Below are 25,531 nucleotides of genomic sequence, written 5' to 3'. Positions count from 1 at the left end.
CGCCGGCTACTGCTCTTCCTTCGCGGTCTTCGTGATCGACTCGGTGACCTGCTGCGGTGACTTGGACCCGGCGATGAGCGCGCCGACGCTGTCGTTGACCTCCTGGCCGACGGCGGGCGCGTAGGCCTGGTCGAGATAGAGCTGGAAGCCGGTGGCGCCCTTCAACTGTGCCTGTACGGCCTTGATGTTGGGGTCGGTGATGGCGCTCTCGGCGGCCGGGACCACAGGCAGGGCCCCGGTCTTCTTGACCAGCTCCAGATCCGTGGCCTCGGAGGCGAAGAACTTCAGGAAGTCGACGGCCTCCTGGGGAGCCCCGCTGCGCAGGGCGTGTCCGCCGCCCCCGCCGAACACCTCGGTGATCGTGCCCTTGCCGCCGTCGACCGCAGGGAACGGGAAGAAGCCGAGGTCGTCGCCGAGGCCCTTGCCGACGTCGGCCTGGACGACCGGCGCCCACTGGCCCATGAGTTCCATCGCCGCCTTGCCGTTGCCGACGGTCGCGCCCTGGCCGGTGGGGCTGGAGTAGGCGGCGCCGAGGAAGCCCTTCTGGAACGGCTGGAGGTCGACGAGTTCCTGGAGGTGCTGACCGGCCTGCACGAAGGGGTCGCCGGTGAAGTCCTTGTCGTCGTACGCCTTCTGCACGGCGGCGGCGCCGGCGGTGCGCATCGCGAGGTAGGCCCAGTAGTACATGCCGGTCCACGTCTCCTTGCCGGCCAGGGCCAGCGGGGTGATGCCCTTGGCCTTCAACTTCCGTACGGCGTCGAGGAAGCCGCTCCAGGTGGTGGGCGGCTCGGTGATGCCGGCGTCCTTGAAGAGCGCCTTGTTGTACCAGAAACCGACCATGCCTATGTCGAACGGGATGCCGTACACCTTCTCGTCGAGGAGGTACGGCTCCTTCGCGACCGGCAGCAGGCCGTCGGCGAAGTCCTTCGTACGGTCCGTGAGATCCTCGACCAGCCCGGCGTCGACCTGCTGCTTGAGGACGCCACCGCCCCAGGTGTGGAAGATGTCGGGGAGCTTCCCGGAGGCGATCAGCGCCGTCATCTTCGATTTGTAGGCGTCGTTCTCCAGCTGAACGATCTTCAGCTTCACCTTGGGGTTCTGGGCCTCGAACTTCTTGGCCAGCGCCGCCCACACGCTCTTCGTCGGCTCGGTGGTGGAGATGTTCCACCACTCGATGGTGGTCGTGCCGTCCGACGACCCTCCGTCCGAGTCGCCGCCGCAACCGCTCAGTGCCGTCACGCCCACACCGGCCGCGGCGGAGGCCGCCAGGAAGCCTCTGCGGGACAGTCCCGGGTCGCCCATCATGCGCTCCTTGGGTACGGGACGGCTCGTCCATGGCCGTCCACCGGATCGCCTGGATCGAAAGTTTCGTAATGGATCCAGAAAGCTGCGTTGCTGCCGCACCCTAGAGACAGCTCCCAAACGGTGGCAACCCCTTGTACGCGGTGAATCTGACGGGTCAACCCGCCGACGGCCGTCACGGCTTGGCGCGACCCCCTGGGGGACGCACACGAACCAGTCGAACGCCGGCGCTGCGCTCGGTGACCCACACGCCCACGACCCGGCCGACGACCCGCCGTCGGCGAGCATCAGGCACCACCAGCCGCCGACGCGGTGGAGATGCGGCGCCGGGGCGGGATTGAAGCCGCCGATGACGGGGGTCGTAGGCCCGCATATGCTTCAGCCGTCCTCCGCGGCCGAAACATTCGATCTGACCGACGAACATTACGGAACGAAACCTGTAAGGGCAGGCATGGGGCGCGACAAGGGCACGGGACGCGCCACTGCCATTCGGGGGCGGGCCTCGGTTTACAGGCCCACGTCCCTGCTGCGGATGTCCTCCAGCGACTCGCGGCGGACCAGGAGCCGCGCATGGCCGTCGTCCACGGCGACCACCGGCGGGCGGCCGACCATGTTGTAACCGGAGGCCATGGACAGGTGGTAGGCGCCGGCGGCCGGGATGGCGAGCAGGTCCCCGGGGCGGATGTCGTCGGGAAGTTCGACATCGGCGGCGAGGATGTCGCCCGCCTCGCAGTGCCGGCCCACCACGGACACCGGACCCGTCGCGGCGGCGCTGTGCCGGCCCACGAGGCGGGGCGCGTAACGCACCCCGTACAGGGCGGGCCGGGGGTTGTCGCTCATGCCGCCGTCCACCGCGACGAAGGTGTGCGCGCCGGTCCGCTTGACCGCGAGGACGCGGTAGAGAGCGATCCCGGCCGGACCCGCGATGGCGCGCCCCGGCTCGATGATGAGACGGGGCACGGTGAGCCCGGCCGCCGCACACGCCTCACCGAGTTCGGCACGCACCTTGCGGGCCAGCGTGATGAGGTCCAGGGCGGGCTCGCCGGGGCGGTAGGCGATGCCGTGGCCGCCACCCAGATCGAGTTCGGGCAGCACCAGGCCGTGCTGCTCGTACAGCCGGGCCATCAGGCCGACCATACGGCGTACGGCGGCGAGGTACGGCTTGACGCTGGTGATCTGCGAGCCCAAGTGGCAGTGCAGGCCGGTGAGTTCGAGCTGCGCCTGGTCCAGGATCCGGGCGATGGCGTGCTGTGCGTACCCGTCCCTGATGGACAGGCCGAACTTCTGGCTCTCACTGCCGGTGCGGATCTTCTCGTGCCCGCCGGCGCTGATGCCGGGCACCACGCGGACCATCACCTTCTGACGACCGTCGGACCCGACCGCCGCCGCCAGCCGGGCGATCTCCGACGGACTGTCGATGACGATACGGCCGATCCCGAGGCGCAGCGCGGTGTCCAGATCGCGCGGGGACTTGGCGTTGCCGTGCAGCACGATCTTCTCCGGCGGGAAGCCGGTGGTGACGGCGAGCTCCATCTCACCGGCCGAGCAGACGTCCAGGCCCAGGCCCTCCTCGTCCACCCAGTGGACCATGGCCCGGCACAGGAACGCCTTGGCCGCGTACAGGACTTCGGCCTCGGGGAAGACATGCCTGTAGGTACGGCAGCGCTCGCGGACCTCGCCCTCGTCGATGACGTAGACAGGGGTGCCGAAGCGGTCGGCGACCTCGGCGAGCGCCACGCCGCCGACGGCGAGTTCGCCGTCGCGGGGTTCGACGGCCGAGGCGGGCCACACCGAAAGCGCGTCGGCCGCCGGGGTCACGGCCGGTTCGTGAACTGCGGTCATCGCACGACCCCCCTCGGCCCATCCACACGCAGAGCACGAAAGTCCCAAGCGCCGTCAGGAAGACGGGGACCGACGGGCTGCTCTGCGTGCGTCGCGTCGGACGGCGTGGGCGGTGCGCAGAACCGGGGATCCACCGTGACGGTGGTGACACCGAGCGGTGCCGTCAGGGAGCGCAGGGCGGGCTCGGCGAGCCGGATCCAGGACTGGTCGGGGCCGAGGGTCGCGGTCAGTTTCCGCCGCGAGGTGAACCCCACGGCCGTACGGTCGCCGATGGGCGTACGGAAGAGGCGGGCCGCGCAGGCGGCCGGTCCCGGCCGGACCGGAACGTACAGAGGGCCGGCCGGGAACCGATCAGAGGGCTCCGGGTCTTCGTCGTACAGGATGTCCGTCATGGGGCCTCCGGGAGATCCGAGCTGGACCGGATTCGGTCCGTCGAGGGCTTGACGGCCCCGGACGCGGGGAGGCGAGCCGGGGCGTGCCACTGACGCTATGCCCGGTGTCCCGGGGTTACGGACGCCTCATGACGCGATACTGACGGCGATCGGCCGGACGCTGACGGGTTGCTGACGCCGGGGGCTTGCCCGCCCTCCGCAGGTTCCCGCGACCGGTCCTGGCGGCCCTCTGCACACCGGCTGAACCGGCCGCGGCCATCGGGATCGCGTCAACGATGAGCCGTAAGGCGTCAGAGCAGCGTCAGCCGCATCCGCTCGGACGCCTGGTCCCCCTACGGTCTGCACTGTGGACGGAAGCAGACCGCGCCCGTGCCCGACCGGCGACCGCCATTGGCGTGACGGCGCCCGGTTCGCCGCGGGCTGCGCGCTGCTCTTCTGCGGCATGACCCTGGTGGTCGACTGGGACGGGCACACCCTGACACCGCCGCGCGCCATGTTGTGGCTGGTCATGACCGCCGTACTCTTCACGATCCTGCTCCCCCAGCGCGTGACCGCCGGCCCGGGCTGGCTCGCCGTGCGCGGCCTGGTACGGCGTCAGGCGGTGCGCACCGACCAGCTGGTGACCGTGCGACAGTACGGCGACCTGGCGACACACCTGACCCTGTGCGATGCGGACGGCCGCCGCCTGGAACTGGATCCGCGGATCCTCGTCGAGAACCCTCTGCTGTGGCACGAGCTGGACACCGGAGTACGCCGCTCACGTGCGAGCGGGACGCTGCGCGAGGGCATCGACGTACTGGAGCGACTGCGGCTGCAGATCGACGACGCGGAGGCGCGGGCGGTGCTCAGGTCGTCCGGGATCGTCTGAACGGGGTGCGCCGGGGAGGGCCCACCGGCGTGTTCTGACCCTGGCGTGTTCGATGTCCCGGATCCCGCCGGCCAGCGCCCGTCGGAGCCGGCAGGTCCAGCGTCAGCTCGGCCAGCTCGCCCACGGTGCGGGCGGACAGGGCGGCGGTCACCCCCTCGTCCAGTTCACGGCCAACCCCGGCCTCAAGTTCCCGCCCGCACCCACCCCGATGAGGCCGTAGCGCGATTACGGTGGGAGGCAAAATGGGAGGCAAAAGCCGCATACCACGGCAAGCTGCACCACACGAGGCGTCCCCATGAGCCTGAGCATCCGCAACCAGCTCCCCGGCACGATCACGGCCATCACTCCGGGCGAGGCCATGGCCATGGTCGACGTCCATCTCACCGGTGGCCAGGACCTCACCGCCGCGGTCGCCCCGTCGGCCGTCGAGGAGCTCGGCCTGGCCGAAGGCACCGCCGTGAACGCCCTCGTGACCGCGACCCACATCGCCCTCGCCACCGCCCCGGCCAAGGACCTGCCCCTCCACAACCGGCTCCCGGGCACGGTCACCGGCATCGCCACCGGCGGCGCGATGGCGTCGGTGAACATCGAGGTCGAGGGCGGCGCCCTCACCGCGGCCGTCACCAGGGACGCCACCACCGACCTCGCCCTGTCCCCCGGCGTCCCGGTCGTGGCACTCATCGAGGCGACCGAGGTGGCCCTGACGACGGCATGACGCGACAAAGGGCTGCGCCCGACCACTCCCGGCCGGACACAGCCCTTCGCTTCGTCTGCCGCGACCCCCTGCTGCGACTCCTGTGACGCTCAGTCCTCGTAGGCGTCCAGGGGCGGGCAGGAGCACACCAGGTTCCGGTCGCCGAAGGCCTGGTCGATGCGGCGCACCGGCGGCCAGTACTTCTCGGCGGCCGACATCCCGGCCGGGAAGACGGCCTCCTCACGGCCGTACGCGTGCTCCCACTCACCGCCCAGCGCGCCCGCCGTGTGCGGAGCGTTCCGCAGCGGGTTGTCCTCGGCGGGCCACTGGCCCGACCCGACCTTCTCGATCTCCGCGCGGATGGCGATCATCGCCTCGCAGAACCGGTCGAGTTCGCTCAGGTCCTCGGACTCGGTCGGCTCGATCATCAGCGTCCCGGCCACCGGGAACGACATCGTCGGCGCGTGGAAGCCGTAGTCGATCAGCCGCTTGGCGACGTCGTCGACGCTAACTCCGGTGGCCTTGGTCAGCGGCCGCAGATCGATGATGCACTCGTGCGCGACGAGCCCGCCCGGGCCGTTGTACAGCACGGGGTAGTGCGGTTCGAGGCGCTTGGCGATGTAGTTGGCGGACAGCACGGCCACCTGTGTGGCCCGCTTCAGCCCCTCGCCGCCCATGAGCCGGACGTACGCCCACGAGATCGGCAGGATCCCGGCGGAGCCCCAGGGCGCGGCCGAGATCGGGCCGACGCCCGTCTCGGGCCCGGCGGCGGGCTGCAGCGGATGGTTGGGCAGATAGGGCGCGAGGTGCTCACGCACCGCCACCGGACCGACGCCCGGGCCTCCGCCACCGTGCGGGATGCAGAAGGTCTTGTGCAGGTTCAGGTGCGAGACGTCACCGCCGAAGTGCCCCGGCTTGGCCAGGCCCACCAGCGCGTTGAGGTTGGCGCCGTCGACGTACACCTGCCCGCCGGCGTCGTGCACCTGCGCGCAGATGTCGGCGACGTGCTCCTCGAACACGCCGTGCGTCGACGGGTACGTGATCATCAGCACCGCGAGCTCGTCCCGGTACTGCTCGATCTTGGCCCGCAGGTCCTCGACGTCGATCTCGCCGTCCTCGGCGGTCTTCACGACGACGACCTTCATGCCGGCCATGACGGCGCTGGCGGCGTTCGTACCGTGCGCGGAGGACGGGATCAGACACACGGTCCGCTGCTCGTCGCCGCCGGCTCGGTGGTACCCGCGCACGGCGAGCAGCCCGGCCAGCTCACCCTGCGAGCCGGCGTTGGGCTGGAGGGACACCTTGTCGTAGCCGGTGACCTCGGCGAGACGTTCCTCCAGCTCACGGATGAGCGTCAGATAGCCCTGCGCCTGCTCGGCGGGCGCGAAGGGGTGCAGCTGCCCGAACTCCGGCCAGGTGACCGGCTCCATCTCGGTGGTCGCGTTGAGCTTCATGGTGCAGGAGCCCAGCGGGATCATGCCGCGGTCGAGCGCGTAGTCGCGGTCGGCGAGCCTGCGCAGGTAGCGCAGCATCGCGGTCTCGGAGCGGTGCTGGTGGAAGACGGGGTGGGTGAGGTAGTCGTCGGTGCGCAGCAGCGCGCCCGGAACGGCGTCCTCGGTCGCCGCGTCCAGCGCCTCAATGTCCCCCTCAACGCCGAACGCCGTCCATACGGCCCCGAGCTGGGCCCGCGCGGTGGTCTCGTCGCAGGCGACGGACACGTGGTCGGCGTCGACGAGGCGCAGGTTGACGCCGTTCTGCCGGGCGGCGGCGACGACCTCGGCGGCCTTCGAGGGCACGCGCACGGTGAGCGTGTCGAAGTAGGAGCCGTGCACGACCTCGACACCGCCCGCGGTGAGCCCCGCGGCGAGGATCGAGGCGTAGCGGTGGGTCCGCCGGGCGATGCTCCTGAGCCCCTCGGGCCCGTGGTACACGGCGTACATGCCGGCCATCACGGCGAGCAGCACCTGAGCGGTGCAGATGTTGCTGGTCGCCTTCTCCCGCCGGATGTGCTGCTCACGCGTCTGCAGAGCCAGCCGGTACGCCTTGTTCCCGTCGGCGTCCACGGACACGCCCACGAGCCGCCCGGGCAGGCTGCGCGCGAACTTCTCCTGTACGGCCATGTAGCCGGCGTGCGGCCCGCCGAAGCCCATCGGCACACCGAACCGCTGCGTCGTACCGACCGCGATGTCCGCCCCGAGCTCTCCGGGCGACTTCAGCAGCGTGAGCGCGAGCAGATCGGCGGCGACGGTGACGAGGGCGCCGAGCTCATGGGCCTGGTCGATGACGGCCTTGATGTCCCGTACGACACCGGAGGCTCCCGGGTACTGAAGGAGCACGCCGTTGATCTCACGAGAGGCGATCTCGGCCGGGATACCGCCGCTGAGGTCGGCGACGACGACCTCGACGCCCGCAGGTTCGGCACGGGTCTCGATCACGGCGACGGTCTGCGGCAGCACATCCGCGTCGACCAGGAACAGCCCCTTCTTGTTCCTGCCCATCCGCCGGGACAGCGCCATGGCCTCGGCCGCGGCGGTCCCCTCGTCGAGCAGCGAGGCACCGGAGGTCGGCAGCCCGGTGAGGTCGGCGACCATGGTCTGGAAGTTGAGCAGCGCCTCGAGCCGCCCCTGCGAGATCTCGGGCTGATACGGCGTGTATGCGGTGTACCAGGCAGGGTTCTCCATGACATTCCGCAGGATGACCGGCGGCGTGAAGGTCCCGTAGTACCCGAGCCCGATCATCGAGTCCAGCACCTGGTTGCGGTCGGCGAGAGATCGCAGCTCGGCGAGCACCTCGGCCTCGGTACGCGCTCCCGGCAGATCGAGAGAGTCGGCGTTCTTGATCACATCAGGTACCGCGGCGGCCGTGAGCTCGTCGAGGGAGCCGTACCCGACCTGGGCGAGCATCTTGGCCCGAGCCTCATGATCGGGGCCGATGTGACGCTGCTCGAAGGGAATCCCCTGTTCGAGCTCGGAGAGCGGAATGCGGTGGGCGGTCATTGCGGAGGCCTCCTGGTCTGACGCGACCTTCGAGGGGCACCACGGCGCGGGTACCCGGACGGCCTCCCCCTCTGTCATCTCAACCTGAGAGCTTCACCGGATCGCCCGAGGGCCTCCGGCTTTCACCGTCGGTGAGAGCGGAAGCCGTCGACACCCGCCCTGCTTTCCAGAGTGACCTCGTCCGTGCGGTACGTGGGCCTGAGAGATTCCGGGGAGGATTTGCTCCTTCGGCGCCTCCGATGGTGTCCGGAGGACTCTCCCGCACGGGGTCAGCAGCCGCTTGAAAGACTACCAGCGAGGCCGACGCACGGGCCTTCGAGTGGCCGCTCTCACCAATCTGCCTTTTCGTAGTGCTTACGGATGACTTGCGACCAAGTGGAGGGCCCGTGCAGACCGACATCGATCCGCGCAACCTGATCGGCCGCAAGGCCTTCGACCGCAACGGCACCAAGATCGGCACCATCGACGAGGTCTACCTCGACGACGCGACCGGAGTGCCGGAATGGGCGGCGATACGCACCGGCCTGTTCTCCCGGGACGCCTTCGTCCCCCTGGAGCCCAGCGAACTGGTGGAGGGCACCCTCCACGTCCCCTTCGACCGCACCCTGATCAAGGATGCCCCCGACTTCGGCGTAGGCCGCCACCTCTCCCCCGAACAGGAACTACAGCTCTACCACCACTACGGCCTGGACGTAGCGTCCCCACCCCCGCCGCCTGACCGGGACTTCGGCACCCTGGCCTCCACGGATTCCCCGGACGACAACGACCCGAGAACACCACATACCCGCCCATAGAACCCCGTTCCGCGCAGGTAGCCGCCGACAGCTCGACCCACGGCTTCAGCACCTCGGCCACTCGAACCGACACAGCCGCGGGCAGTCGTGCCGCTGGGGCGGCACGGGTGGGCGCAGCGGCCCCTCCGTCGGCGCGGACGAGCGGCCCAACCCCCACGGCACTCCACACGCCGGTCGAGCCACACTCAGCCCCTCAGCCGCTCCCAGCCCTACCCCGCCCCCAAAGCCCCATCGGCCCCAATCGCCCCACCAGGCACCTCGCCACCTCCACCCCCATCCGCTCCCCCTCTCGCAGCCACCAACGGCAACGGCTCCGCCCGCTCCAACCCCGGATCATCAACCCGAAACGTCCGCACCCGCCCCGGCTCCGACCCAGGCGTCTCGAACCGCACGGTCACCCGCCCCAGCCCGCTCCCCTGCACCCACCCGTGCCCGTACTCGACATGCCGCACATCGTGCCCCGCAAGCCACCGCCGCTCACCAGCCCCCTCAACCCCCCGCACAGCAACCACCGGCTCGACGTCACCGCCCCCCACCGTCTGTTCCCCCCGCTCCTCCAAGTCGTCCCGTCCCTCCCGCTCCCCCGCAGCCTGCGCGAACAGATCCTCCTGCGTGTAGTCGGCCAGCCCACTCACCCCGACCCCCAACAACCGCACGCCACCCGTCGTGTCCACGGATTCCAACAGCCGCGCGGCCGCCTCCCGCACCACACCGGGATCATCGGTGGGTCCACGCAACGTCTCGGACCGGGTCAGCGTCGAAAAGTCGTACCGCCGCACCTTCAGCACAATGGTCCGCCCCGACAAGCTGGCCTCCCGCAGCCGCCGCACACAACGATCCGCCAGCCGCTGCACCTCCATCCCCACCCGAACCCGATCGTGGATGTCCACGTCGTACGTGTCCTCGACGGACACCGACTTGGTCTCCCGCTCGGCCACCACAGGTCGCTCGTCGTGCGCCAGCGCCATGGCGTACAGGGCATGCCCATGCGCCTTGCCCAGCAGCCGCACGAGCTCGTCCTCCCCGGCCTCGGCGATCTCCTCGACCGTATGGATCCCGGCCCGCCGCAGATGGTCTCCGGTCGCCGGCCCCACCCCCGGCAGGGTCCGCGCCGACATCGGCCCGAGCAACGCCCGCTCGGTCCCCGGCTCGATCACCACCATGCCATCGGGCTTGGCCTGCTCCGAGGCGATCTTCGCGAGCATCTTGGACGCGGCAAGCCCCACCGACCCCGCCAGGCCGGTGACCGCCCGTATGTCCGCACGCAACCTCGCCCCCACCAGCCGCGCCGACGCCTCGTCCCAGGCCGCCTCCCCGGCCTCCAGATCCACGAACGCCTCGTCCAGGCTCAGCGGCTCCACCAGCGGCGACAGCTCCCGCAGCAGCCCCATGACCTGTTCGCTGATCTCACGGTAGATCCCGAAGCGCGGCACGAGATACGCGGCATTGGGAGCCAGCCGACGCGCCTGCGCCATGGGCATCGCCGAATGCACCCCGAATACCCGAGCCTCATAGGACGCCGTGGCGACGACTCCACGCGGCCCGAGCCCGCCCACGATCACGGCTTTCCCGCGCAGGCTCGGCTTGGATGCCTGCTCCACCGAGGCGTAGAAGGCATCCATGTCGAGATGCAGGATCGTGGGCGCGTTTCTCACATCTCCGATGCTGCCTCACGCCACTGACAATGCCCTGCTACGACCGACTGCTCAGGGCCTCAGACCGCCCGGTTACGCCGCCGGGCCAGCTCGTCCGCCGGGTTGTGCCCGATGAGCGTCTCCCCCGTGTCGATCCGCTCCCCGTGCAGCTGCGACAAAGCGCTCTCGACATCCCGCCACACCACACCCACGGCGATCCCGAAGATCCCCTGCCCACCCTGTAGCAGCGCGTGTACCTCGTCCGGCGACGTGCACTCGTACACCGTCGCTCCGTCGCTCATCAATGTCATGCGCTCGAGGTCACGAAAACCCCGCTCCCGCAGGTGCTGTACGGCGGTACGGATGTTCTGCAGCGACACCCCGGTGTCCAGGAACCGCTTGACGATCTTCAGGACGACGACGTCCCGGAAGCTGTACAGCCGCTGTGTCCCCGACCCGTACGCGGGCCGCACGCTCGGCTCGACGAGGCCGGTGCGGGCCCAGTAGTCGAGCTGCCGATAGGTGATGCCGGCGGCCGCACACGCCGTCGGACCGCGATAGCCGATCTGCTCGGTCGCCATGGACGCCGCCCCTCCGCCGCTGCTGGGCACGGCCGTCGGTCGCTGCGGAGCGTGATCGGCCGCGCTGCTCTGAAGAGCGCTTTGAAGCGGGTACGGACCGCTCGCCCCGAGGCTGCGCTCGGGGACACCCCCCACCGTACCGTCGCCGCTGCTTCTCACGCCGACCTCCGTCCTTGACCTGCCTTCTCGACGGTAGGCAGTCACCCGGGGTGCGTCAACGATCGCCACACTCGGCACGCCGAGTGATAATCACCCTAGGAGTGGTTTCCCGTACCCCACCGCGGGGAAAGGCTAGCCGAATGCGCTCGAAGCAGGCCTGAGGACGCTCTCGCTCGCCGCCGGCGAATACCGGCATTTTGCGCCGTAACCGACTGTGGACCGCACCCCCACGCACCGCAAGTCCGCCGGGTACCGCCCACGCCCTATCACTGGCTGCTGGTGCCGAAGTCCTCGGGCGAGATCTGGTCGAGGAACTCGCGGAACTTCTCCACCTCGTCCTCCTGCTCGTCCGGAATCGCGATGCCGGCGTCGTCGAGCACCCCGTCGCTGCCGTAGATCGGCGTTCCGGTGCGCAGGGCCAGGGCTATGGCATCGGACGGGCGGGCGCTCACCTCGACGCCGCTGGCGAACACCAGCTCCGCGTAGAAGACGCCCTCACGCAGGTCGGTGATGCGCACTTCGGTGAGCTCCTGACCGACGGCCTCCAACACGTCCTTGAACAGGTCGTGGGTCAGCGGTCGCGCGGGGGCCATGCCCTGCTGGGCAAAGGCGATCGCCGTCGCCTCCCCCGGCCCGATCCAGATGGGGAGGTAACGGTCGCCTCCCACTTCGCGCAGGAGCACGATCGGTTGGTTGGAGGGCATTTCGACCCGGACACCTACGACATCGAGCTCGTTCACACAGCAACCCTAGGCCGTGCTCGGGACGTTTGGGTAGTCGGGCAGAGAACGGGTGGCCGATCCGGCCTCCCTGTGCATGCCCCGCTCAGGGCAGCCGTACCCCGAGTGCGGTCTGCACGAGCGCGGCGTGCAGCTTCACGGTGAGCCCCGCCAGCTCCTTGGCGCGCGCCTCGGCATGAGCCCTGGTCTGCGGGTTGCGATGCCGCCTCAGCGGTGCCACGACCTGGTCCACGAGCCCGGCCTCACGGTCGGCCGCGGCCTTCATCGCCCGAAGATGCCTCGGCTCGATCCCGAACCGCCCCAGCTCGACCACGAGCGAGGCCACGGTGACCGCCTCCGCGTCGTACGCCCCGTCCGGCAGCGCGGTGATCAGGCCGTACGACTCCCACTCCGCGAGCTCCCGCTCACCGATCTCGGCGGCGGCCAGCAGTTCGGCCCGTCCTACCCGGGCCGCCGTGGGGCCCTCGACGGGCTCCAGGACCGTTTCTCCGTCCCGCTGGCGGCACAGGGTGGGCAGGGGTGCCGCCTCTCCGCGCTCCATGGCGTCCAGGTGCTCCCGGATCACCTTGAGCGGCAGATAGTGGTCCCGCTGCATCCGCAGGACGTGACCGAGCCGCTCGACGTCCTGTGCGCTGAACTTGCGATACCCCGAGGGGGTTCGCTGTGGCTCGACCAGGCCCTCCGACTCCAGGAAGCGGATCTTGGAGATGGTGATGTCAGGGAACTCCGCGCGCAGCACGTTCAGCACCGTGCCGATGCTCATCAGCCGACTGTCCGTGGCGGCGGTGCCATGACCGGCACCGCCGCTCGGTGTTTTCAGCATGGACCTTCCCTGGGTCTCCCCGGACGGGCTCCGGGGGAGGGTCAGTAGCCCCGCTGGCTCGCGTAGAAGACCAGCCGGTACTTGCCGATCTGCACCTCGTCGCCGTTGTTCAGAGCGACCTGGTCGATCCGCTCGCGGTTGACGTATGTGCCGTTCAGACTGCCGACATCGGCCACCGTGAACGAGCCGTCCTGAGCGCGACGGAACTCCACGTGCCGACGCGAGACCGTCACGTCGTCCAGGAAGATGTCGCTCTGCGGGTGGCGACCGGCCGTGGTCAGATCGCCGTCCAGGAGGAAGCGGCTGCCCGAGTTCGGCCCGCGGCGCACCACCAGCAGCGCGGAGCCCAGCGGCAGCGCGTCGACGGCTGCCTGGGCCTCGGGCGACAGCGCCGGGATCGGCGTCTGGCCGGTGGCCTCGGCGTCGTAGGCCTCGAGACCGGAGATGGAGATCGTGGAGGTGGTCTCGGACGGACGCTCGGCCGCCGCACCGCTCCGCAGCGGGGCGCCGCAGTTGGAACAGAACCGGCTGTTCTCCGCGTTGCGGTTACCGCACCTCGTACACACCAGGGCCGACATCGGGGAAAACCCTCCACCCGTACTTGAGGTTGACGGTTGCCCGAAACCTATGCCGCCGGACTGGTCAGGGTCAACCGACGGCGCGCCCTGACCTCCGGAAATGTCACCGCCCGGCCCAGATACCTGGTCCCTGAACAGCGGGCGCTGCGCATCCTCGTCCCCCTGCGCGCGGTGACGAGCGGTCGCGTTGGCGTTGTCCTCTCGCGCGCTCTTGCCGAACAACTTCGCAAACAACTTCACGGGCGATTCCCCTTGACCGAAACAGACCCGCCCGTGGGGCAGGACGAACCCTGACTGCACTCTCTGGCCGACTCGGACATCCTTACAACGTCCGTCTCCACCAGACAGTTTCCACCACGCACCACCCATTCGGTGCGCCGACCCCCCGCAACCTCATGCCCTCCCCGGACGGCCCCCATGCACCCCCGGTTCACTGGGAGGACGACCGAGCGTAGTCAGGCCGCTTCGCCGCTCGCAAGGCATCCACGACGATCTTGTCCGACCTCTCGATCGTCACGGTGGCCTGCTCCTTCTCGAGGGTCTGCACCACGCCTCCAGGGATGTTGAGCGCCGGCTCGAGATCCTGCGGCTTGCCGATGACCTTGAAACGATAGGGCGCGTTGATCTTGTTCCCGTCGACGCTCACGCTGTTGCCGGAATCGGTGAGGTACGTGCCGGCGACCACGCGCACGCCGTTCACCTGGATCCCCTCCGCGCCCGCGGCGCGCAGCTCCTGGATCGCGTCGAGCAACATGTTCGCCTCGACCGTACCCTTCGTGTCGTCGATGGTCATCGTGATGCCGGGCCCCTGCGCGGCCACCGTGCCCGCCAGAATGCCGAGTTGCCTCTCCTTCTCGATGGTCTGCTTGCGGGCCTCCTCGGCCTGGTTCGAACTGTTCTCCAGTTCGTCCCGCTGCTTCTCGAGACCCTGCTTCTCGTCCTCAAGACGCTGAGTACGGTCGTCGAGTTCATCGAGGATGCGAACGAGATCTTCCTGACGTGCGCCGCGCAGAGCGGTGTCGCTGTCGCTGTTCGACGCGACCTGGACGGCCAGACCGAACCCGAGGCCGAACAGCAGCAGGGCGACGATCAGTTGGGCCCGGGTCACACGAGGCGGCCACAGCCCCTTCGCGAGCCGCTGCCGACCGGTCAGCCCGTCCTGCTGCTCGTCGGCCGGCACCGCGCTCCCGGGGTCCCTCTCGGCCTCGGCCGCACCCGCCGGCACCTCGTCGGGCAGCTCCTTGCGGAACCTGTTCTCCGGTGTCTCGTCGTGGTCGCTCATCGGCCTCACGCCCGGAACACGTGCCGGCGAATCGCCGCGGCGTTGGAGAAGATCCGGATGCCGAGGACGACGACGACACCCGTGGACAGCTGCGCCCCCACACCCAACTTGTCGCCCAGGAACACGATCAGCGCGGCCACGACCACGTTGGACAGGAACGACACGACGAAGACCTTGTCGTCGAAGATCCCGTCGAGCATGGCCCGCAGCCCTCCGAAGACGGCGTCGAGAGCCGCCACGACGGCGATCGGCAGGTAAGGCTCGACGACCGCCGGAACCTCAGGCCGGACCAACAGTCCGGCCACGACTCCCACGACGAGGCCCAGTACGGCGATCACGATGTGCCCTTCTCGCTGTTCTCGGTGTTCGGCTGTGCTGTACGTACGGTCACGCTCGGTGCGGCGGGCAGCCGGAGGTCGTCCTGGACGGAGATGTTGGTCCTGATCCCGAAGCTCTCCTGCAGGGCGTCCAGGTACAGCCCGTCGGCGCTGTCCTGGAACCTGCGGCTCAGCCGCTCCCCGTCCCCCACCGCGAGCACCGTGTACGGCGGAACCAGCGGCTTGTTGTCGACCAGTATCGCGTCACCGGCGGCCCTGATCGCCGACAGGGCGGTCAGCCGCTGTCCATTGATCGAGATCGCCTCGGCACCCGACTCCCACAGGCCGTTCACGACACGCTGCATATCGCGGTCACGCACCCGCCCGGTGTCGGAGAACCCGGACGTCCCGCGTGGGTCGCCGTCGCCGTCCGTGCCCGCTTCCTTGGCGTCGTTCACGACCAGCTTCACACCGGGCCCGTGCACCTCCACGGCGCCCGCCAGGATGCCCACGAGCTCGGTCCCGTCGCTGCCACCCGCCGTCTTCAGGGCCTCGCGCTGCCGTGCGCTCACCTCGCCGCGCAGCTCGTCGACGGTGTCCTCCAGCTTGTCCGCCGCGGTTGTCTCACGGTCGATCCGGTCGATCAGTTCCTCGCGCTCCTTGGCTACGACGGGCGCCGCGACGCGCGCCTGCGCCGCTCCCACGGTCACCACGAGTGCGGCGAGCACCAGGCCGACGGCGAGCCCCAGCTTCGCCCTGAGCGTCTTGGGCAGGCCCCCGTCCCCGGCCGCCCTCTTGCGCGCCGCAGCCTCGGCGTACCCGTCGTCGAGGCTGTGATCCATGACGTTCGTGAGCAGCGACATGGACGCGTCCGGGCGCGCAGGGGGCGTAGGTGTGCTCCGAACGGGGGGCTGCTGCGGCATGCCGCACATCGTCGCACGCCGCGACCACTACCTCCGAATGGCCCCACCCACGTGCCGGACAGGCCCCCTTGAGGACACCCTGCCCGGCACGCGCGCGTGCTCTGCGCCCTACCGGCCTGCGCTGTCCACGACCGCCGACCACTCGTCGAGCAGGGCCTGCGCGGACGCGTCGTCCGGTCCCTCGGCCCACAGGTGAGTGACCGCTTCCGCCGGGTCCGGCAGCACCATCACCCAGCGCCCGTCGGTCTCCACGACCCGCACACCATCAGTCGTGTCGACAAAGCGATCCCCGGCCTCCTCCACGACCCGGCGCATCACCAGCCCCTTGACCGCCCAGGGAGTCGCAAGATCCCGCTTGATGACATGCGCCCGCGGGATCCGCGCGTCGATCTGGCTCAGCGTGAGCTGCGTCCGCGCCACCAGCCCGATCAGCCGTACGAAGGCCGCCGTACCGTCGAAGACGCTGCTGAACTCCGGGACGATGAACCCGCCCCTGCCGTCACCACCGAAGATCGTCGTGTCGTCGCGACCCACCCTGGTCAGGTCGTCGGGCGACGTCGTCGTCCACTCCACCTGTGTCCCGTGATACGCCGCCACCTGCTCGGCGATCCTCGTGGTGGTCACCGGCAGCGCCACCCGGCCGCTACGGCGCTCAGCGGCCACCAGGTCGAGCATGACCAGCAGGGCCCGGTCGTCCTCGACGATCCGCCCCTTCTCGTCGACCAGCGACAGCCGCTCACCGACCGGGTCGAACCGCACCCCGAAGGCAGCCCGCGCGGACGCCACGATCTCTCCCAGCCGCACCAGCCCCGACCGCCGCGTATCCGCCGACTCCGTGGGCCTGGACTCGTCGAGACCGGGGTTAATGGTCAGCGAATCGACTCCGAGCTTCCCGAGCAGACTGGGCAGGACGAGTCCGGCACTGCCGTTCGACGCATCGACCACGACCTTGAGCCCCGATTCCGAGATCCCGGTCGTATCGACGTTCCGCAGCAACGACCCGGTGTACGAGTCGAAGACACTCGCCGGAAAATGCAGGTCCCCGATCTCTCCCGGGAACGCACGCCGGTACTCCTGCCTGGCGAAGACCCGGTCCAGCTTCCGCTGACTGGCCTGCGACAGGTCGGCTCCCTGCCCGTCGAAGAACATGATGTCGACGGAATCCGGCACCCCGGGCGTCGTCCGGATCATGATCCCGCCGGCGCTGCCTCGCGCGGTCTGCTGCCGCGCCACGGGCAGCGGTACGTTCTCCAGATCGCGTACGTCGATGGCGCTGGCCTGGAGCGCGGAGATGACCGCCCGCTTCAGCGCCCGGGCACCACGGGAGTGGTCGCGGGCCGTGGTGACGGTGGAGCCCTTCTTCAGGGTCGTCGCATAGGCGCCGGCCAGGCGCACGGCGAGTTCGGGCGTGATCTCCACGTTCAGGATCCCGGAGACCCCGCGGGCACCGAAGAGATGCGCCTGGCCCCTCGACTCCCAGATCACCGAGGTGTTGACGAAGGCGCCGGCCTCGATGGTCTTGAACGGATAGACCCGCACGTTCCCCTGAACGATCGATTCCTCACCGATCAGACACTCGTCACCGATGACCGCGCCGTCCTCGATCCGAGCGGCACGCATGATGTCGGTGTTCTTTCCGACGACGCACCCGCGCAGATTGCTGTGCTGCCCGACGTACACGTTGTCGTGGACGACAGCCTTGTGCAGAAAGGCTCCGCTCTTCACGACGACGTTGGAGCCGACGACCGTGTGCTCCCGGATTTCTGTCCCGGCCTCGACCTTGGCGTAGTCCCCGATGTACAGCGGCCCACGGAGGACGGCGTCGGGATGCACCTCAGCACCTTCCGCCACCCATACACCCGGGGAGAGCTCGAAGCCGTCGATCTCGACGTCGACCTTGCCCTCCAGGACGTCGGCCTGCGCCTTCACGTAGCTCTCGTGGGTACCGACGTCCTCCCAATACCCCTCCGCGACATACCCGTAGATCGGCTTGCCCTCCTTCATCAGCTGAGGGAAGACATCGCCGGACCAGTCCACGGGAACATCGGGCTCGACGTAGTCGAAGACCTCGGGCTCCATGACATAGATTCCGGTGTTCACGGTGTCCGAGAAGACCTGCCCCCAGGTCGGTTTCTCGAGGAAGCGCTCGACCTTGCCCTCCTCATCGACAATCGTGATGCCGAATTCCAGCGGATTGGGCACCCGCGTCAGACAGACGGTGACGAGCGCACCCTTTTCCTTGTGGAAGTTGATCAGCTCGGTGAGGTCGAAGTCGGTCAGGGCATCGCCGGAGATGACGAGGAAGGCATCGTCCTTCAACGCCTCTTCGGCGTTCTTGACGCTTCCGGCGGTACCGAGTGGCTTCTCCTCATTGGCATAGCTGAGCTCCATTCCGAGCTCTTCACCGTCACCGAAGTAGTTCTTGACCAGCGAAGCCAAGAACTGCACGGTCACGACGGTCTCATTCAGACCATGCCTTTTGAGCAGCCGCAGAACGTGCTCCATGATCGGCCGGTTGGCCACCGGCAGGAGCGGCTTGGGCATGCTTGAGGTCATGGGACGAAGGCGTGTGCCTTCGCCTCCGGCCATCACGACGGCCTTCATGTCGGAAGCGTCCTCCTCGAAGAGACGACGGTCTAGCCGACTTCACCCGTCCAGATTGTCCCGCACTTTTCCGCCGCGGGCCATCGAGCCGTTACGCCCGTTCAATCCGCGGGTTCACTCGGCCATGGCGTCCGCTCGGACCAGACGGCGGACTTGTACCACGTAGAGGACTCCTGCCCACCAGTACAGCGTCGTACCCCATCCGGCGAACGCCCATCCGAAAATAGCAGCGAGTGACGCGATCCATCCACTTCCGTCACTGAGCAACAGCAACGGGAAGGCATACATCAGGTTGAACGTGGCCGCCTTCCCAAGGAAGTTCACCTGCGGCGGCGGATAGCCATGACGCCTGAGGATGCCCACCATCACCAGCAGAAGCAGCTCTCGCGCCAAAAGTACAGCGGTCAACCAGATCGGCAGAATCTCGCGCCAGGTGAGACCGACCAATGTCGAGAGAATGTAGAGCCGGTCGGCCGCCGGATCGAGAAGCCGGCCGAGGCTGCTGATCTGGTTCCAGCGCCGCGCGAGCTTGCCGTCCAGGTAGTCACTGATGCCGCTCAGAGCCAACACCAGAAGGGCCCAGCCATCGCTCTTCGGCCCGCCGAACTCGGGCCTGAGGATCAGCCACAGGAACAGCGGCACGCCAAGCAGCCGCGCCATGCTGAGGATGTTGGGGATGGTGAGGACCCGGTCCGTCTGGACACGGGTCTCCTGGACCTCCACCCGGGGGCCTCCTGTGGGAAACGTACCTACGATGCTCCCTGACCCTACCTCAACGCAAAAAAGCTCTGGCTCTTGGGCTGCATATGCCCAAGAGCCAGAGCTCTAAAAGGAGTTCGGCGGCGTCCTACTCTCCCACAGGGTCCCCCCTGCAGTACCATCGGCGCTGTAAGGCTTAGCTTCCGGGTTCGGAATGTAACCGGGCGTTTCCCTCACGCTATAACCACCGAAACACTATGAAACTGTCGACCGGACGATGACACGGTCGTTGTCTCAGAACCAACACAGTGGACGCGAGCCTCTATGGACAAGCCCTCGGCCTATTAGTACCGGTCACCTCCACACCTCACGGTGCTTCCAGATCCGGCCTATCAACCCAGTCGTCTACTGGGAGCCTTACCCTCTTATAGAGGTGGGAGTCCTCATCTCGAAGCAGGCTTCCCGCTTAGATGCTTTCAGCGGTTATCCCTCCCGAACGTAGCCAACCAGCCATGCCCTTGGCAGAACAACTGGCACACCAGAGGTTCGTCCGTCCCGGTCCTCTCGTACTAGGGACAGCCCTTCTCAAGACTCCTACGCGCACAGCGGATAGGGACCGAACTGTCTCACGACGTTCTAAACCCAGCTCGCGTACCGCTTTAATGGGCGAACAGCCCAACCCTTGGGACCGACTCCAGCCCCAGGATGCGACGAGCCGACATCGAGGTGCCAAACCATCCCGTCGATATGGACTCTTGGGGAAGATCAGCCTGTTATCCCCGGGGTACCTTTTATCCGTTGAGCGACGGCGCTTCCACAAGCCACCGCCGGATCACTAGTCCCGACTTTCGTCCCTGCTCGACCCGTCGGTCTCACAGTCAAGCTCCCTTGTGCACTTACACTCAACACCTGATTGCCAACCAGGCTGAGGGAACCTTTGGGCGCCTCCGTTACCCTTTAGGAGGCAACCGCCCCAGTTAAACTACCCATCAGACACTGTCCCTGATCCGGATCACGGACCCAGGTTAGACATCCAGCACGACCAGACTGGTATTTCAACGACGACTCCACACGAACTGGCGTCCGCATTTCAAAGTCTCCCAGCTATCCTACACAAGCCGAACCGAACACCAATATCAAACTGTAGTAAAGGTCCCGGGGTCTTTCCGTCCTGCTGCGCGAAACGAGCATCTTTACTCGTAGTGCAATTTCACCGGGCCTATGGTTGAGACAGTCGAGAAGTCGTTACGCCATTCGTGCAGGTCGGAACTTACCCGACAAGGAATTTCGCTACCTTAGGATGGTTATAGTTACCACCGCCGTTTACTGGCGCTTAAGTTCTCAGCTTCGCCTGGACGAATCCAAGCTAACCGGTCCCCTTAACGTTCCAGCACCGGGCAGGCGTCAGTCCGTATACATCGCCTTACGGCTTCGCACGGACCTGTGTTTTTAGTAAACAGTCGCTTCTCGCTGGTCTCTGCGGCCACCCCCAGCTCACACTGCAAGAGTGATCACCAGGCGTGGCCCCCCTTCTCCCGAAGTTACGGGGGCATTTTGCCGAGTTCCTTAACCATAGTTCACCCGAACGCCTCGGTATTCTCTACCTGACCACCTGAGTCGGTTTAGGGTACGGGCCGCCATGAAACTCGCTAGAGGCTTTTCTCGACAGCATAGGATCATCCACTTCACCACAATCGGCTCGGCATCAGGTCTCAGACTACGTGCCAGGCGGATTTACCTACCTGACGTCCTACACCCTTACCCCGGGACAACCACCGCCCGGGATGGACTACCTTCCTGCGTCACCCCATCACTCACCTACTACCAGCTCGGGTCACCGGCTCCACCACTCCGGCCTCGTCCGAAGACTCAGCCGGCGGCTTCACGGGCTTAGCATCACTGGATTCGATGTTTGACGCTTCACAGCGGGTACCGGAATATCAACCGGTTATCCATCGACTACGCCTGTCGGCCTCGCCTTAGGTCCCGACTTACCCTGGGCAGATCAGCTTGACCCAGGAACCCTTAGTCAATCGGCGCACACGTTTCTCACGTGTGAATCGCTACTCATGCCTGCATTCTCACTCGTCAACCGTCCACAACTCGCTTACGCGGCTGCTTCACCCGGCAGACGACGCTCCCCTACCCATCACGATCCCCGTTGGGGGTTGATATCGCAATGACACGACTTCGGCGGTACGCTTGAGCCCCGCTACATTGTCGGCGCGGAATCACTTGACCAGTGAGCTATTACGCACTCTTTCAAGGGTGGCTGCTTCTAAGCCAACCTCCTGGTTGTCTCTGCGACTCCACATCCTTTCCCACTTAGCGTACGCTTAGGGGCCTTAGTCGATGCTCTGGGCTGTTTCCCTCTCGACCATGGAGCTTATCCCCCACAGTCTCACTGCCGCGCTCTCACTTACCGGCATTCGGAGTTTGGCTAAGGTCAGTAACCCGGTAGGGCCCATCGCCTATCCAGTGCTCTACCTCCGGCAAGAAACACACGACGCTGCACCTAAATGCATTTCGGGGAGAACCAGCTATCACGGAGTTTGATTGGCCTTTCACCCCTAACCACAGGTCATCCCCCAGGTTTTCAACCCTGGTGGGTTCGGTCCTCCACGAAGTCTTACCTCCGCTTCAACCTGCCCATGGCTAGATCACTCCGCTTCGGGTCTTGAGCGCGCTACTGAAACGCCCTGTTCGGACTCGCTTTCGCTACGGCTTCCCCACACGGGTTAACCTCGCAACACACCGCAAACTCGCAGGCTCATTCTTCAAAAGGCACGCAGTCACGAGATGCAGCAAGCTGCATCCGACGCTCCCACGGCTTGTAGGCACACGGTTTCAGGTACTATTTCACTCCCCTCCCGGGGTACTTTTCACCATTCCCTCACGGTACTATCCGCTATCGGTCACCAGGGAATATTTAGGCTTAGCGGGTGGTCCCGCCAGATTCACACGGGATTTCTCGGGCCCCGTGCTACTTGGGAAATACGCAAGAGAGCCGCTGATGTTTCGACTACGGGGGTCTTACCCTCTACGCCGGACCTTTCGCATGTCCTTCGCCTACATCAACGGTTTCTGACTCTCCGACCGGCCGGCAGACCGGTCAAGCACACTCCCACAACCCCGTATACGCAACCCCTGCCGGGTCTCACACGCATACGGTTTGGCCTCATCCGGTTTCGCTCGCCACTACTCCCGGAATCACGGTTGTTTTCTCTTCCTGCGGGTACTGAGATGTTTCACTTCCCCGCGTTCCCTCCACACTGCCTATGAGTTCAGCAGCGGGTGACAGCCCATGACGACTGCCGGGTTTCCCCATTCGGACACCCCCGGATCAAAGCCTGGTTGACGACTCCCCGGGGCCTATCGCGGCCTCCCACGTCCTTCATCGGTTCCTGGTGCCAAGGCATCCACCGTGCGCCCTTAAAAACTTGGCCACAGATGCTCGCGTCCACTGTGCAGTTCTCAAACAACAACCAGCCGCCCGTCAACTACCCGGACTCCGGCTCCCGAGGGTTCATTCCCTCAGACACCCAACAGCGTGCCCGACACCCCTGCTCCTTCTTCATCCGTTCCACGCCGAAGCAGTACTAGGAAGAGAAGCCAGTCAAGTGTGCCGAGTAGTCAACGTTCCACCCATGAGCAACCAGCATCAGACGTTCGCTGATGTACTGGCCTCTGAACCAGGCAAGCCCGGTTGAGAAGTGCTCCTTAGAAAGGAGGTGATCCAGCCGCACCTTCCGGTACGGCTACCTTGTTACGACTTCGTCCCAATCGCCAGTCCCACCTTCGACAGCTCCCTCCCACGAGGGGTTGGGCCACCGGCTTCGGGTGTTACCGACTTTCGTGACGTGACGGGCGGTGTGTACAAGGCCCGGGAACGTATTCACCGCAGCAATGCTGATCTGCGATTACTAGCGACTCCGACTTCATGGGGTCGAGTTGCAGACCCCAATCCGAACTGAGACCGGCTTTTTGAGATTCGCTCCACCTCGCGGTATCGCAGCTCATTGTACCGGCCATTGTAGCACGTGTGCAGCCCAAGACATAAGGGGCATGATGACTTGACGTCGTCCCCACCTTCCTCCGAGTTGACCCCGGCGGTCTCCCGTGAGTCCCCAGCACCACAAGGGCCTGCTGGCAACACGGGACAAGGGTTGCGCTCGTTGCGGGACTTAACCCAACATCTCACGACACGAGCTGACGACAGCCATGCACCACCTGTACACCGACCACAAGGGGGCGACCGTCTCCGGCCGTTTCCGGTGTATGTCAAGCCTTGGTAAGGTTCTTCGCGTTGCGTCGAATTAAGCCACATGCTCCGCCGCTTGTGCGGGCCCCCGTCAATTCCTTTGAGTTTTAGCCTTGCGGCCGTACTCCCCAGGCGGGGCACTTAATGCGTTAGCTGCGGCACGGACAACGTGGAATGTTGCCCACACCTAGTGCCCACCGTTTACGGCGTGGACTACCAGGGTATCTAATCCTGTTCGCTCCCCACGCTTTCGCTCCTCAGCGTCAGTATCGGCCCAGAGATCCGCCTTCGCCACCGGTGTTCCTCCTGATATCTGCGCATTTCACCGCTACACCAGGAATTCCGATCTCCCCTACCGAACTCTAGCCTGCCCGTATCGACTGCAGACCCGGGGTTAAGCCCCGGGCTTTCACAACCGACGCGACAAGCCGCCTACGAGCTCTTTACGCCCAATAATTCCGGACAACGCTTGCGCCCTACGTATTACCGCGGCTGCTGGCACGTAGTTAGCCGGCGCTTCTTCTGCAGGTACCGTCACTTGCGCTTCTTCCCTGCTGAAAGAGGTTTACAACCCGAAGGCCGTCATCCCTCACGCGGCGTCGCTGCATCAGGCTTTCGCCCATTGTGCAATATTCCCCACTGCTGCCTCCCGTAGGAGTCTGGGCCGTGTCTCAGTCCCAGTGTGGCCGGTCGCCCTCTCAGGCCGGCTACCCGTCGTCGCCTTGGTGAGCCGTTACCTCACCAACAAGCTGATAGGCCGCGGGCTCATCCTGCACCGCCGGAGCTTTACAGCCCCCACCATGCGATGGAGGCTCATATCCGGTATTAGACCCCGTTTCCAGGGCTTGTCCCAGAGTGCAGGGCAGATTGCCCACGTGTTACTCACCCGTTCGCCACTAATCCCCGGCCGAAACCGGTTCATCGTTCGACTTGCATGTGTTAAGCACGCCGCCAGCGTTCGTCCTGAGCCAGGATCAAACTCTCCGTGAATGCCTTTCACGGGAGCGGAACAGCCGGAGGAATGATCCGGCCGTTCACAGCGTCCTCGCTGTGTGTTTCAAAGGAACCTCGCCACCGGGAACAATCCCGGCGTCGGGGTATCAACATATCTGGCGTTGACTTTTGGCACGCTGTTGAGTTCTCAAGGAACGGACGCTTCCTTTGTACTCACCCTCTCGGGCTTTCCTCCGGGCTTCCCTTCGGCGGTCCAAACTCTATCAGTGTTTTTCCGGCTCTCTGACCACCGTCCTGCGGGCATGCAGAAGGCGACCCCGAGATAGGATCTGACAAGTTGGGTGCTGCTGGGCAAGGACGCCTAGCTGCGTCACTCAGTCCCAATCAGGAGTACGACTGTACACGCGGCCGCAGAGCGCGTGCAAATCGGTTTACGATATGGTCTAGACCACTCTGGAGTGCCCGCGCGGAACCGGCACTTCACGTGACATACCCTGCTGAACAGTGTGCCGTCGGAGCAGTCAGCGACGGCCCATAACGATCTCCACCCCTGGGAGGCTTCCCATGACCACCGTGACGTCCCCGCTGGCAGGACGCGCCGTCGGACTGGCATCCGTGCCGGATCCTGTCTTCTCCGGGGCCATGGTCGGCCCGGGCACCGCGATCGACCCCGTGCGTGAGCCCTCCGAGGCCGTGTCGCCCGTGGACGGGGTCATCGTGTCTCTTCATCCGCACGCCTTCGTCGTTGTAGACGAGCAGGGCCATGGGGTGTTGACTCACCTCGGTATCGACACCGTGCAGCTCAACGGCGAGGGCTTCGAGCTGCTCGTGAACAAGGGCGACACCGTGACTCGCGGCCAGGGCATCGTGCGGTGGGACCCGGCAGCCGTCGAGGCGGCCGGCAAGTCCCCGGTGTGCCCGATCGTCGCTCTTGAGGCGACGGCCGAGGCCCTCTCCGATCTGCGTGACAACGGCGATGTGAAGGCCGGCGACAGCCTCTTCGCCTGGAAGTGACTTCGGTGCCGTCGTCCGACGGCACGTAGGGACGACAACCACCGCGGCGGCGGGACCCGCCGCACTATCGGAGA

At 66.6% G+C, this 25,531-nt stretch carries 19 protein-coding genes, 3 rRNA genes and 1 riboswitch; of the genes, 5 read left to right on the top strand and 17 right to left on the bottom strand.

Translation table 11 applies throughout. The annotated features are described in order from the left end of the window. Positions 1 to 6 precede the first annotated feature (6 nt). From IM697_RS15940 to IM697_RS15930, 3 genes are all read right to left on the bottom strand, one after another. The gene (locus IM697_RS15940) at positions 7 to 1,302 is read right to left on the bottom strand and encodes an extracellular solute-binding protein (protein WP_194049727.1); all 1,296 of its coding nucleotides are present in this window, start codon (positions 1,300 to 1,302) and stop codon (positions 7 to 9) included. 507 nt (positions 1,303 to 1,809) lie between these two features. Further along, a complete protein-coding gene (lysA, locus tag IM697_RS15935) occupies positions 1,810 to 3,144 on the bottom strand; it encodes a diaminopimelate decarboxylase (protein WP_194048340.1) in 1,335 nt (444 codons plus the stop codon). Continuing rightward, complete coding sequence (locus tag IM697_RS15930; protein ID WP_194048339.1) at positions 3,141 to 3,536, bottom strand: SAV_915 family protein; 396 nt, start codon at positions 3,534 to 3,536, stop codon at positions 3,141 to 3,143. The genes lysA and IM697_RS15930 overlap by 4 nt, the downstream gene beginning before the upstream one ends. 346 nt (positions 3,537 to 3,882) lie before the next feature. On the opposite strand from IM697_RS15930, the gene IM697_RS15925 reads away from it, so the two are divergent. The 3 genes from IM697_RS15925 (at position 3,883) to IM697_RS15915 (ending at position 5,119) form a co-directional block, all read left to right on the top strand. Beyond that, complete coding sequence (locus IM697_RS15925) at positions 3,883 to 4,404, top strand: hypothetical protein (protein WP_194048338.1); 522 nt, start codon at positions 3,883 to 3,885, stop codon at positions 4,402 to 4,404. A 52-nt stretch (positions 4,405 to 4,456) separates the two neighbouring features. Then, positions 4,457 to 4,624 carry a hypothetical protein gene (locus IM697_RS15920; protein WP_194048337.1) on the top strand — a complete coding sequence of 56 codons (168 nt, stop codon included), beginning with the start codon at positions 4,457 to 4,459 and terminating at the stop codon, positions 4,622 to 4,624. 75 nt (positions 4,625 to 4,699) lie between these two features. Then, positions 4,700 to 5,119: a TOBE domain-containing protein gene (locus tag IM697_RS15915; protein ID WP_194048336.1), complete on the top strand. Its 420-nt coding sequence runs from the start codon at positions 4,700 to 4,702 to the stop codon at positions 5,117 to 5,119. Between the two features lie 89 nt (positions 5,120 to 5,208). On the opposite strand, the gene gcvP is transcribed toward IM697_RS15915, so the two are convergent. Beyond that, positions 5,209 to 8,094, bottom strand: coding sequence for an aminomethyl-transferring glycine dehydrogenase (gene gcvP / locus IM697_RS15910; protein WP_194048335.1), 2,886 nt, complete (start codon positions 8,092 to 8,094; stop codon positions 5,209 to 5,211). A gap of 176 nt (positions 8,095 to 8,270) precedes the next feature. Further along, positions 8,271 to 8,366: riboswitch (glycine riboswitch) on the bottom strand. Positions 8,367 to 8,480: 114 nt separating this feature from the next. Here gcvP and IM697_RS15905 point away from each other — a divergent pair. Further along, positions 8,481 to 8,888, top strand: coding sequence for a PRC-barrel domain-containing protein (locus IM697_RS15905; RefSeq protein WP_194048334.1), 408 nt, complete (start codon positions 8,481 to 8,483; stop codon positions 8,886 to 8,888). Positions 8,889 to 9,097: 209 nt separating this feature from the next. Here IM697_RS15905 and IM697_RS15900 read toward each other — a convergent pair whose 3' ends face one another. The 13 genes from IM697_RS15900 to IM697_RS15840 all read right to left on the bottom strand — a co-directional run bounded on the left by IM697_RS15900 (position 9,098) and on the right by IM697_RS15840 (position 24,479). Then, complete coding sequence (locus tag IM697_RS15900) at positions 9,098 to 10,543, bottom strand: DNA polymerase IV (protein WP_194048333.1); 1,446 nt, start codon at positions 10,541 to 10,543, stop codon at positions 9,098 to 9,100. A gap of 59 nt (positions 10,544 to 10,602) precedes the next feature. Next, a complete protein-coding gene (locus IM697_RS15895) occupies positions 10,603 to 11,262 on the bottom strand; it encodes a MerR family transcriptional regulator (RefSeq protein ID WP_194048332.1) in 660 nt (219 codons plus the stop codon). Between the two features lie 266 nt (positions 11,263 to 11,528). Then, positions 11,529 to 12,002, bottom strand: coding sequence for a bifunctional nuclease family protein (locus IM697_RS15890; protein ID WP_004002801.1), 474 nt, complete (start codon positions 12,000 to 12,002; stop codon positions 11,529 to 11,531). An 85-nt stretch (positions 12,003 to 12,087) separates the two neighbouring features. Further along, positions 12,088 to 12,825 (bottom strand): transcriptional regulator FtsR, encoded by a 738-nt coding sequence (ftsR, locus tag IM697_RS15885; protein WP_194048331.1) that lies wholly within the window; start codon positions 12,823 to 12,825, stop codon positions 12,088 to 12,090. A 41-nt stretch (positions 12,826 to 12,866) separates the two neighbouring features. Then, positions 12,867 to 13,772: an FHA domain-containing protein gene (locus IM697_RS15880; protein WP_194048330.1), complete on the bottom strand. Its 906-nt coding sequence runs from the start codon at positions 13,770 to 13,772 to the stop codon at positions 12,867 to 12,869. A gap of 61 nt (positions 13,773 to 13,833) precedes the next feature. After that, positions 13,834 to 14,685, bottom strand: coding sequence for a DUF881 domain-containing protein (locus IM697_RS15875; RefSeq protein WP_194048329.1), 852 nt, complete (start codon positions 14,683 to 14,685; stop codon positions 13,834 to 13,836). 5 nt (positions 14,686 to 14,690) lie between these two features. Continuing rightward, positions 14,691 to 15,023 carry a small basic family protein gene (locus IM697_RS15870; protein WP_003988855.1) on the bottom strand — a complete coding sequence of 111 codons (333 nt, stop codon included), beginning with the start codon at positions 15,021 to 15,023 and terminating at the stop codon, positions 14,691 to 14,693. Then, complete coding sequence (locus IM697_RS15865; protein ID WP_194048328.1) at positions 15,020 to 15,934, bottom strand: DUF881 domain-containing protein; 915 nt, start codon at positions 15,932 to 15,934, stop codon at positions 15,020 to 15,022. The genes IM697_RS15870 and IM697_RS15865 overlap by 4 nt, the downstream gene beginning before the upstream one ends. A gap of 99 nt (positions 15,935 to 16,033) precedes the next feature. Beyond that, positions 16,034 to 18,529, bottom strand: coding sequence for a mannose-1-phosphate guanyltransferase (locus tag IM697_RS15860; protein WP_194048327.1), 2,496 nt, complete (start codon positions 18,527 to 18,529; stop codon positions 16,034 to 16,036). Positions 18,530 to 18,643: 114 nt separating this feature from the next. After that, a complete protein-coding gene (gene clsA / locus IM697_RS15855) occupies positions 18,644 to 19,252 on the bottom strand; it encodes a cardiolipin synthase ClsA (RefSeq protein WP_194048326.1) in 609 nt (202 codons plus the stop codon). 111 nt (positions 19,253 to 19,363) lie between these two features. Then, a 5S ribosomal RNA gene (gene rrf / locus IM697_RS15850) occupies positions 19,364 to 19,480 on the bottom strand. A gap of 72 nt (positions 19,481 to 19,552) precedes the next feature. Beyond that, positions 19,553 to 22,674: ribosomal RNA gene (locus IM697_RS15845) — 23S ribosomal RNA — on the bottom strand. A gap of 278 nt (positions 22,675 to 22,952) precedes the next feature. Further along, positions 22,953 to 24,479: ribosomal RNA gene (locus IM697_RS15840) — 16S ribosomal RNA — on the bottom strand. Together the 16S, 23S and 5S rRNA genes form the textbook arrangement of a ribosomal RNA operon. 528 nt (positions 24,480 to 25,007) lie before the next feature. On the opposite strand from IM697_RS15840, the gene IM697_RS15835 reads away from it, so the two are divergent. After that, a complete protein-coding gene (locus tag IM697_RS15835) occupies positions 25,008 to 25,457 on the top strand; it encodes a PTS sugar transporter subunit IIA (RefSeq protein ID WP_194048325.1) in 450 nt (149 codons plus the stop codon). Positions 25,458 to 25,531: the final 74 nt, after the last annotated feature.

The sequence above is a fragment of the Streptomyces ferrugineus genome, from assembly GCF_015160855.1.
Taxonomy (GTDB): domain Bacteria; phylum Actinomycetota; class Actinomycetes; order Streptomycetales; family Streptomycetaceae; genus Streptomyces; species Streptomyces ferrugineus.
The sequence above is the reverse complement of the archived record's forward strand: the minus strand, read 5'-3'. Positions and strand labels throughout refer to the sequence as shown.

Bases quoted from the DNA above. Each gene is read 5' to 3' on its own strand.
- IM697_RS15940 (WP_194049727.1), bottom strand. From the start codon at position 1,302: ATGGGCGACCCGGGACTGTCCCGCAGAGGCTTCCTGGCGGCCTCCGCC.
- lysA (WP_194048340.1), bottom strand. From the start codon at position 3,144: ATGACCGCAGTTCACGAACCGGCCGTGACCCCGGCGGCCGACGCGCTT.
- IM697_RS15930 (WP_194048339.1), bottom strand. From the start codon at position 3,536: ATGACGGACATCCTGTACGACGAAGACCCGGAGCCCTCTGATCGGTTC.
- IM697_RS15920 (WP_194048337.1), top strand. From the start codon at position 4,457: ATGTCCCGGATCCCGCCGGCCAGCGCCCGTCGGAGCCGGCAGGTCCAG.
- IM697_RS15915 (WP_194048336.1), top strand. From the start codon at position 4,700: ATGAGCCTGAGCATCCGCAACCAGCTCCCCGGCACGATCACGGCCATC.
- gcvP (WP_194048335.1), bottom strand. From the start codon at position 8,094: ATGACCGCCCACCGCATTCCGCTCTCCGAGCTCGAACAGGGGATTCCC.
- ftsR (WP_194048331.1), bottom strand. From the start codon at position 12,825: ATGCTGAAAACACCGAGCGGCGGTGCCGGTCATGGCACCGCCGCCACG.
- IM697_RS15880 (WP_194048330.1), bottom strand. From the start codon at position 13,772: ATGGGTGGTGCGTGGTGGAAACTGTCTGGTGGAGACGGACGTTGTAAG.
- IM697_RS15875 (WP_194048329.1), bottom strand. From the start codon at position 14,685: ATGAGCGACCACGACGAGACACCGGAGAACAGGTTCCGCAAGGAGCTG.
- IM697_RS15865 (WP_194048328.1), bottom strand. From the start codon at position 15,934: ATGTGCGGCATGCCGCAGCAGCCCCCCGTTCGGAGCACACCTACGCCC.
- IM697_RS15860 (WP_194048327.1), bottom strand. From the start codon at position 18,529: ATGAAGGCCGTCGTGATGGCCGGAGGCGAAGGCACACGCCTTCGTCCC.
- IM697_RS15835 (WP_194048325.1), top strand. From the start codon at position 25,008: ATGACCACCGTGACGTCCCCGCTGGCAGGACGCGCCGTCGGACTGGCA.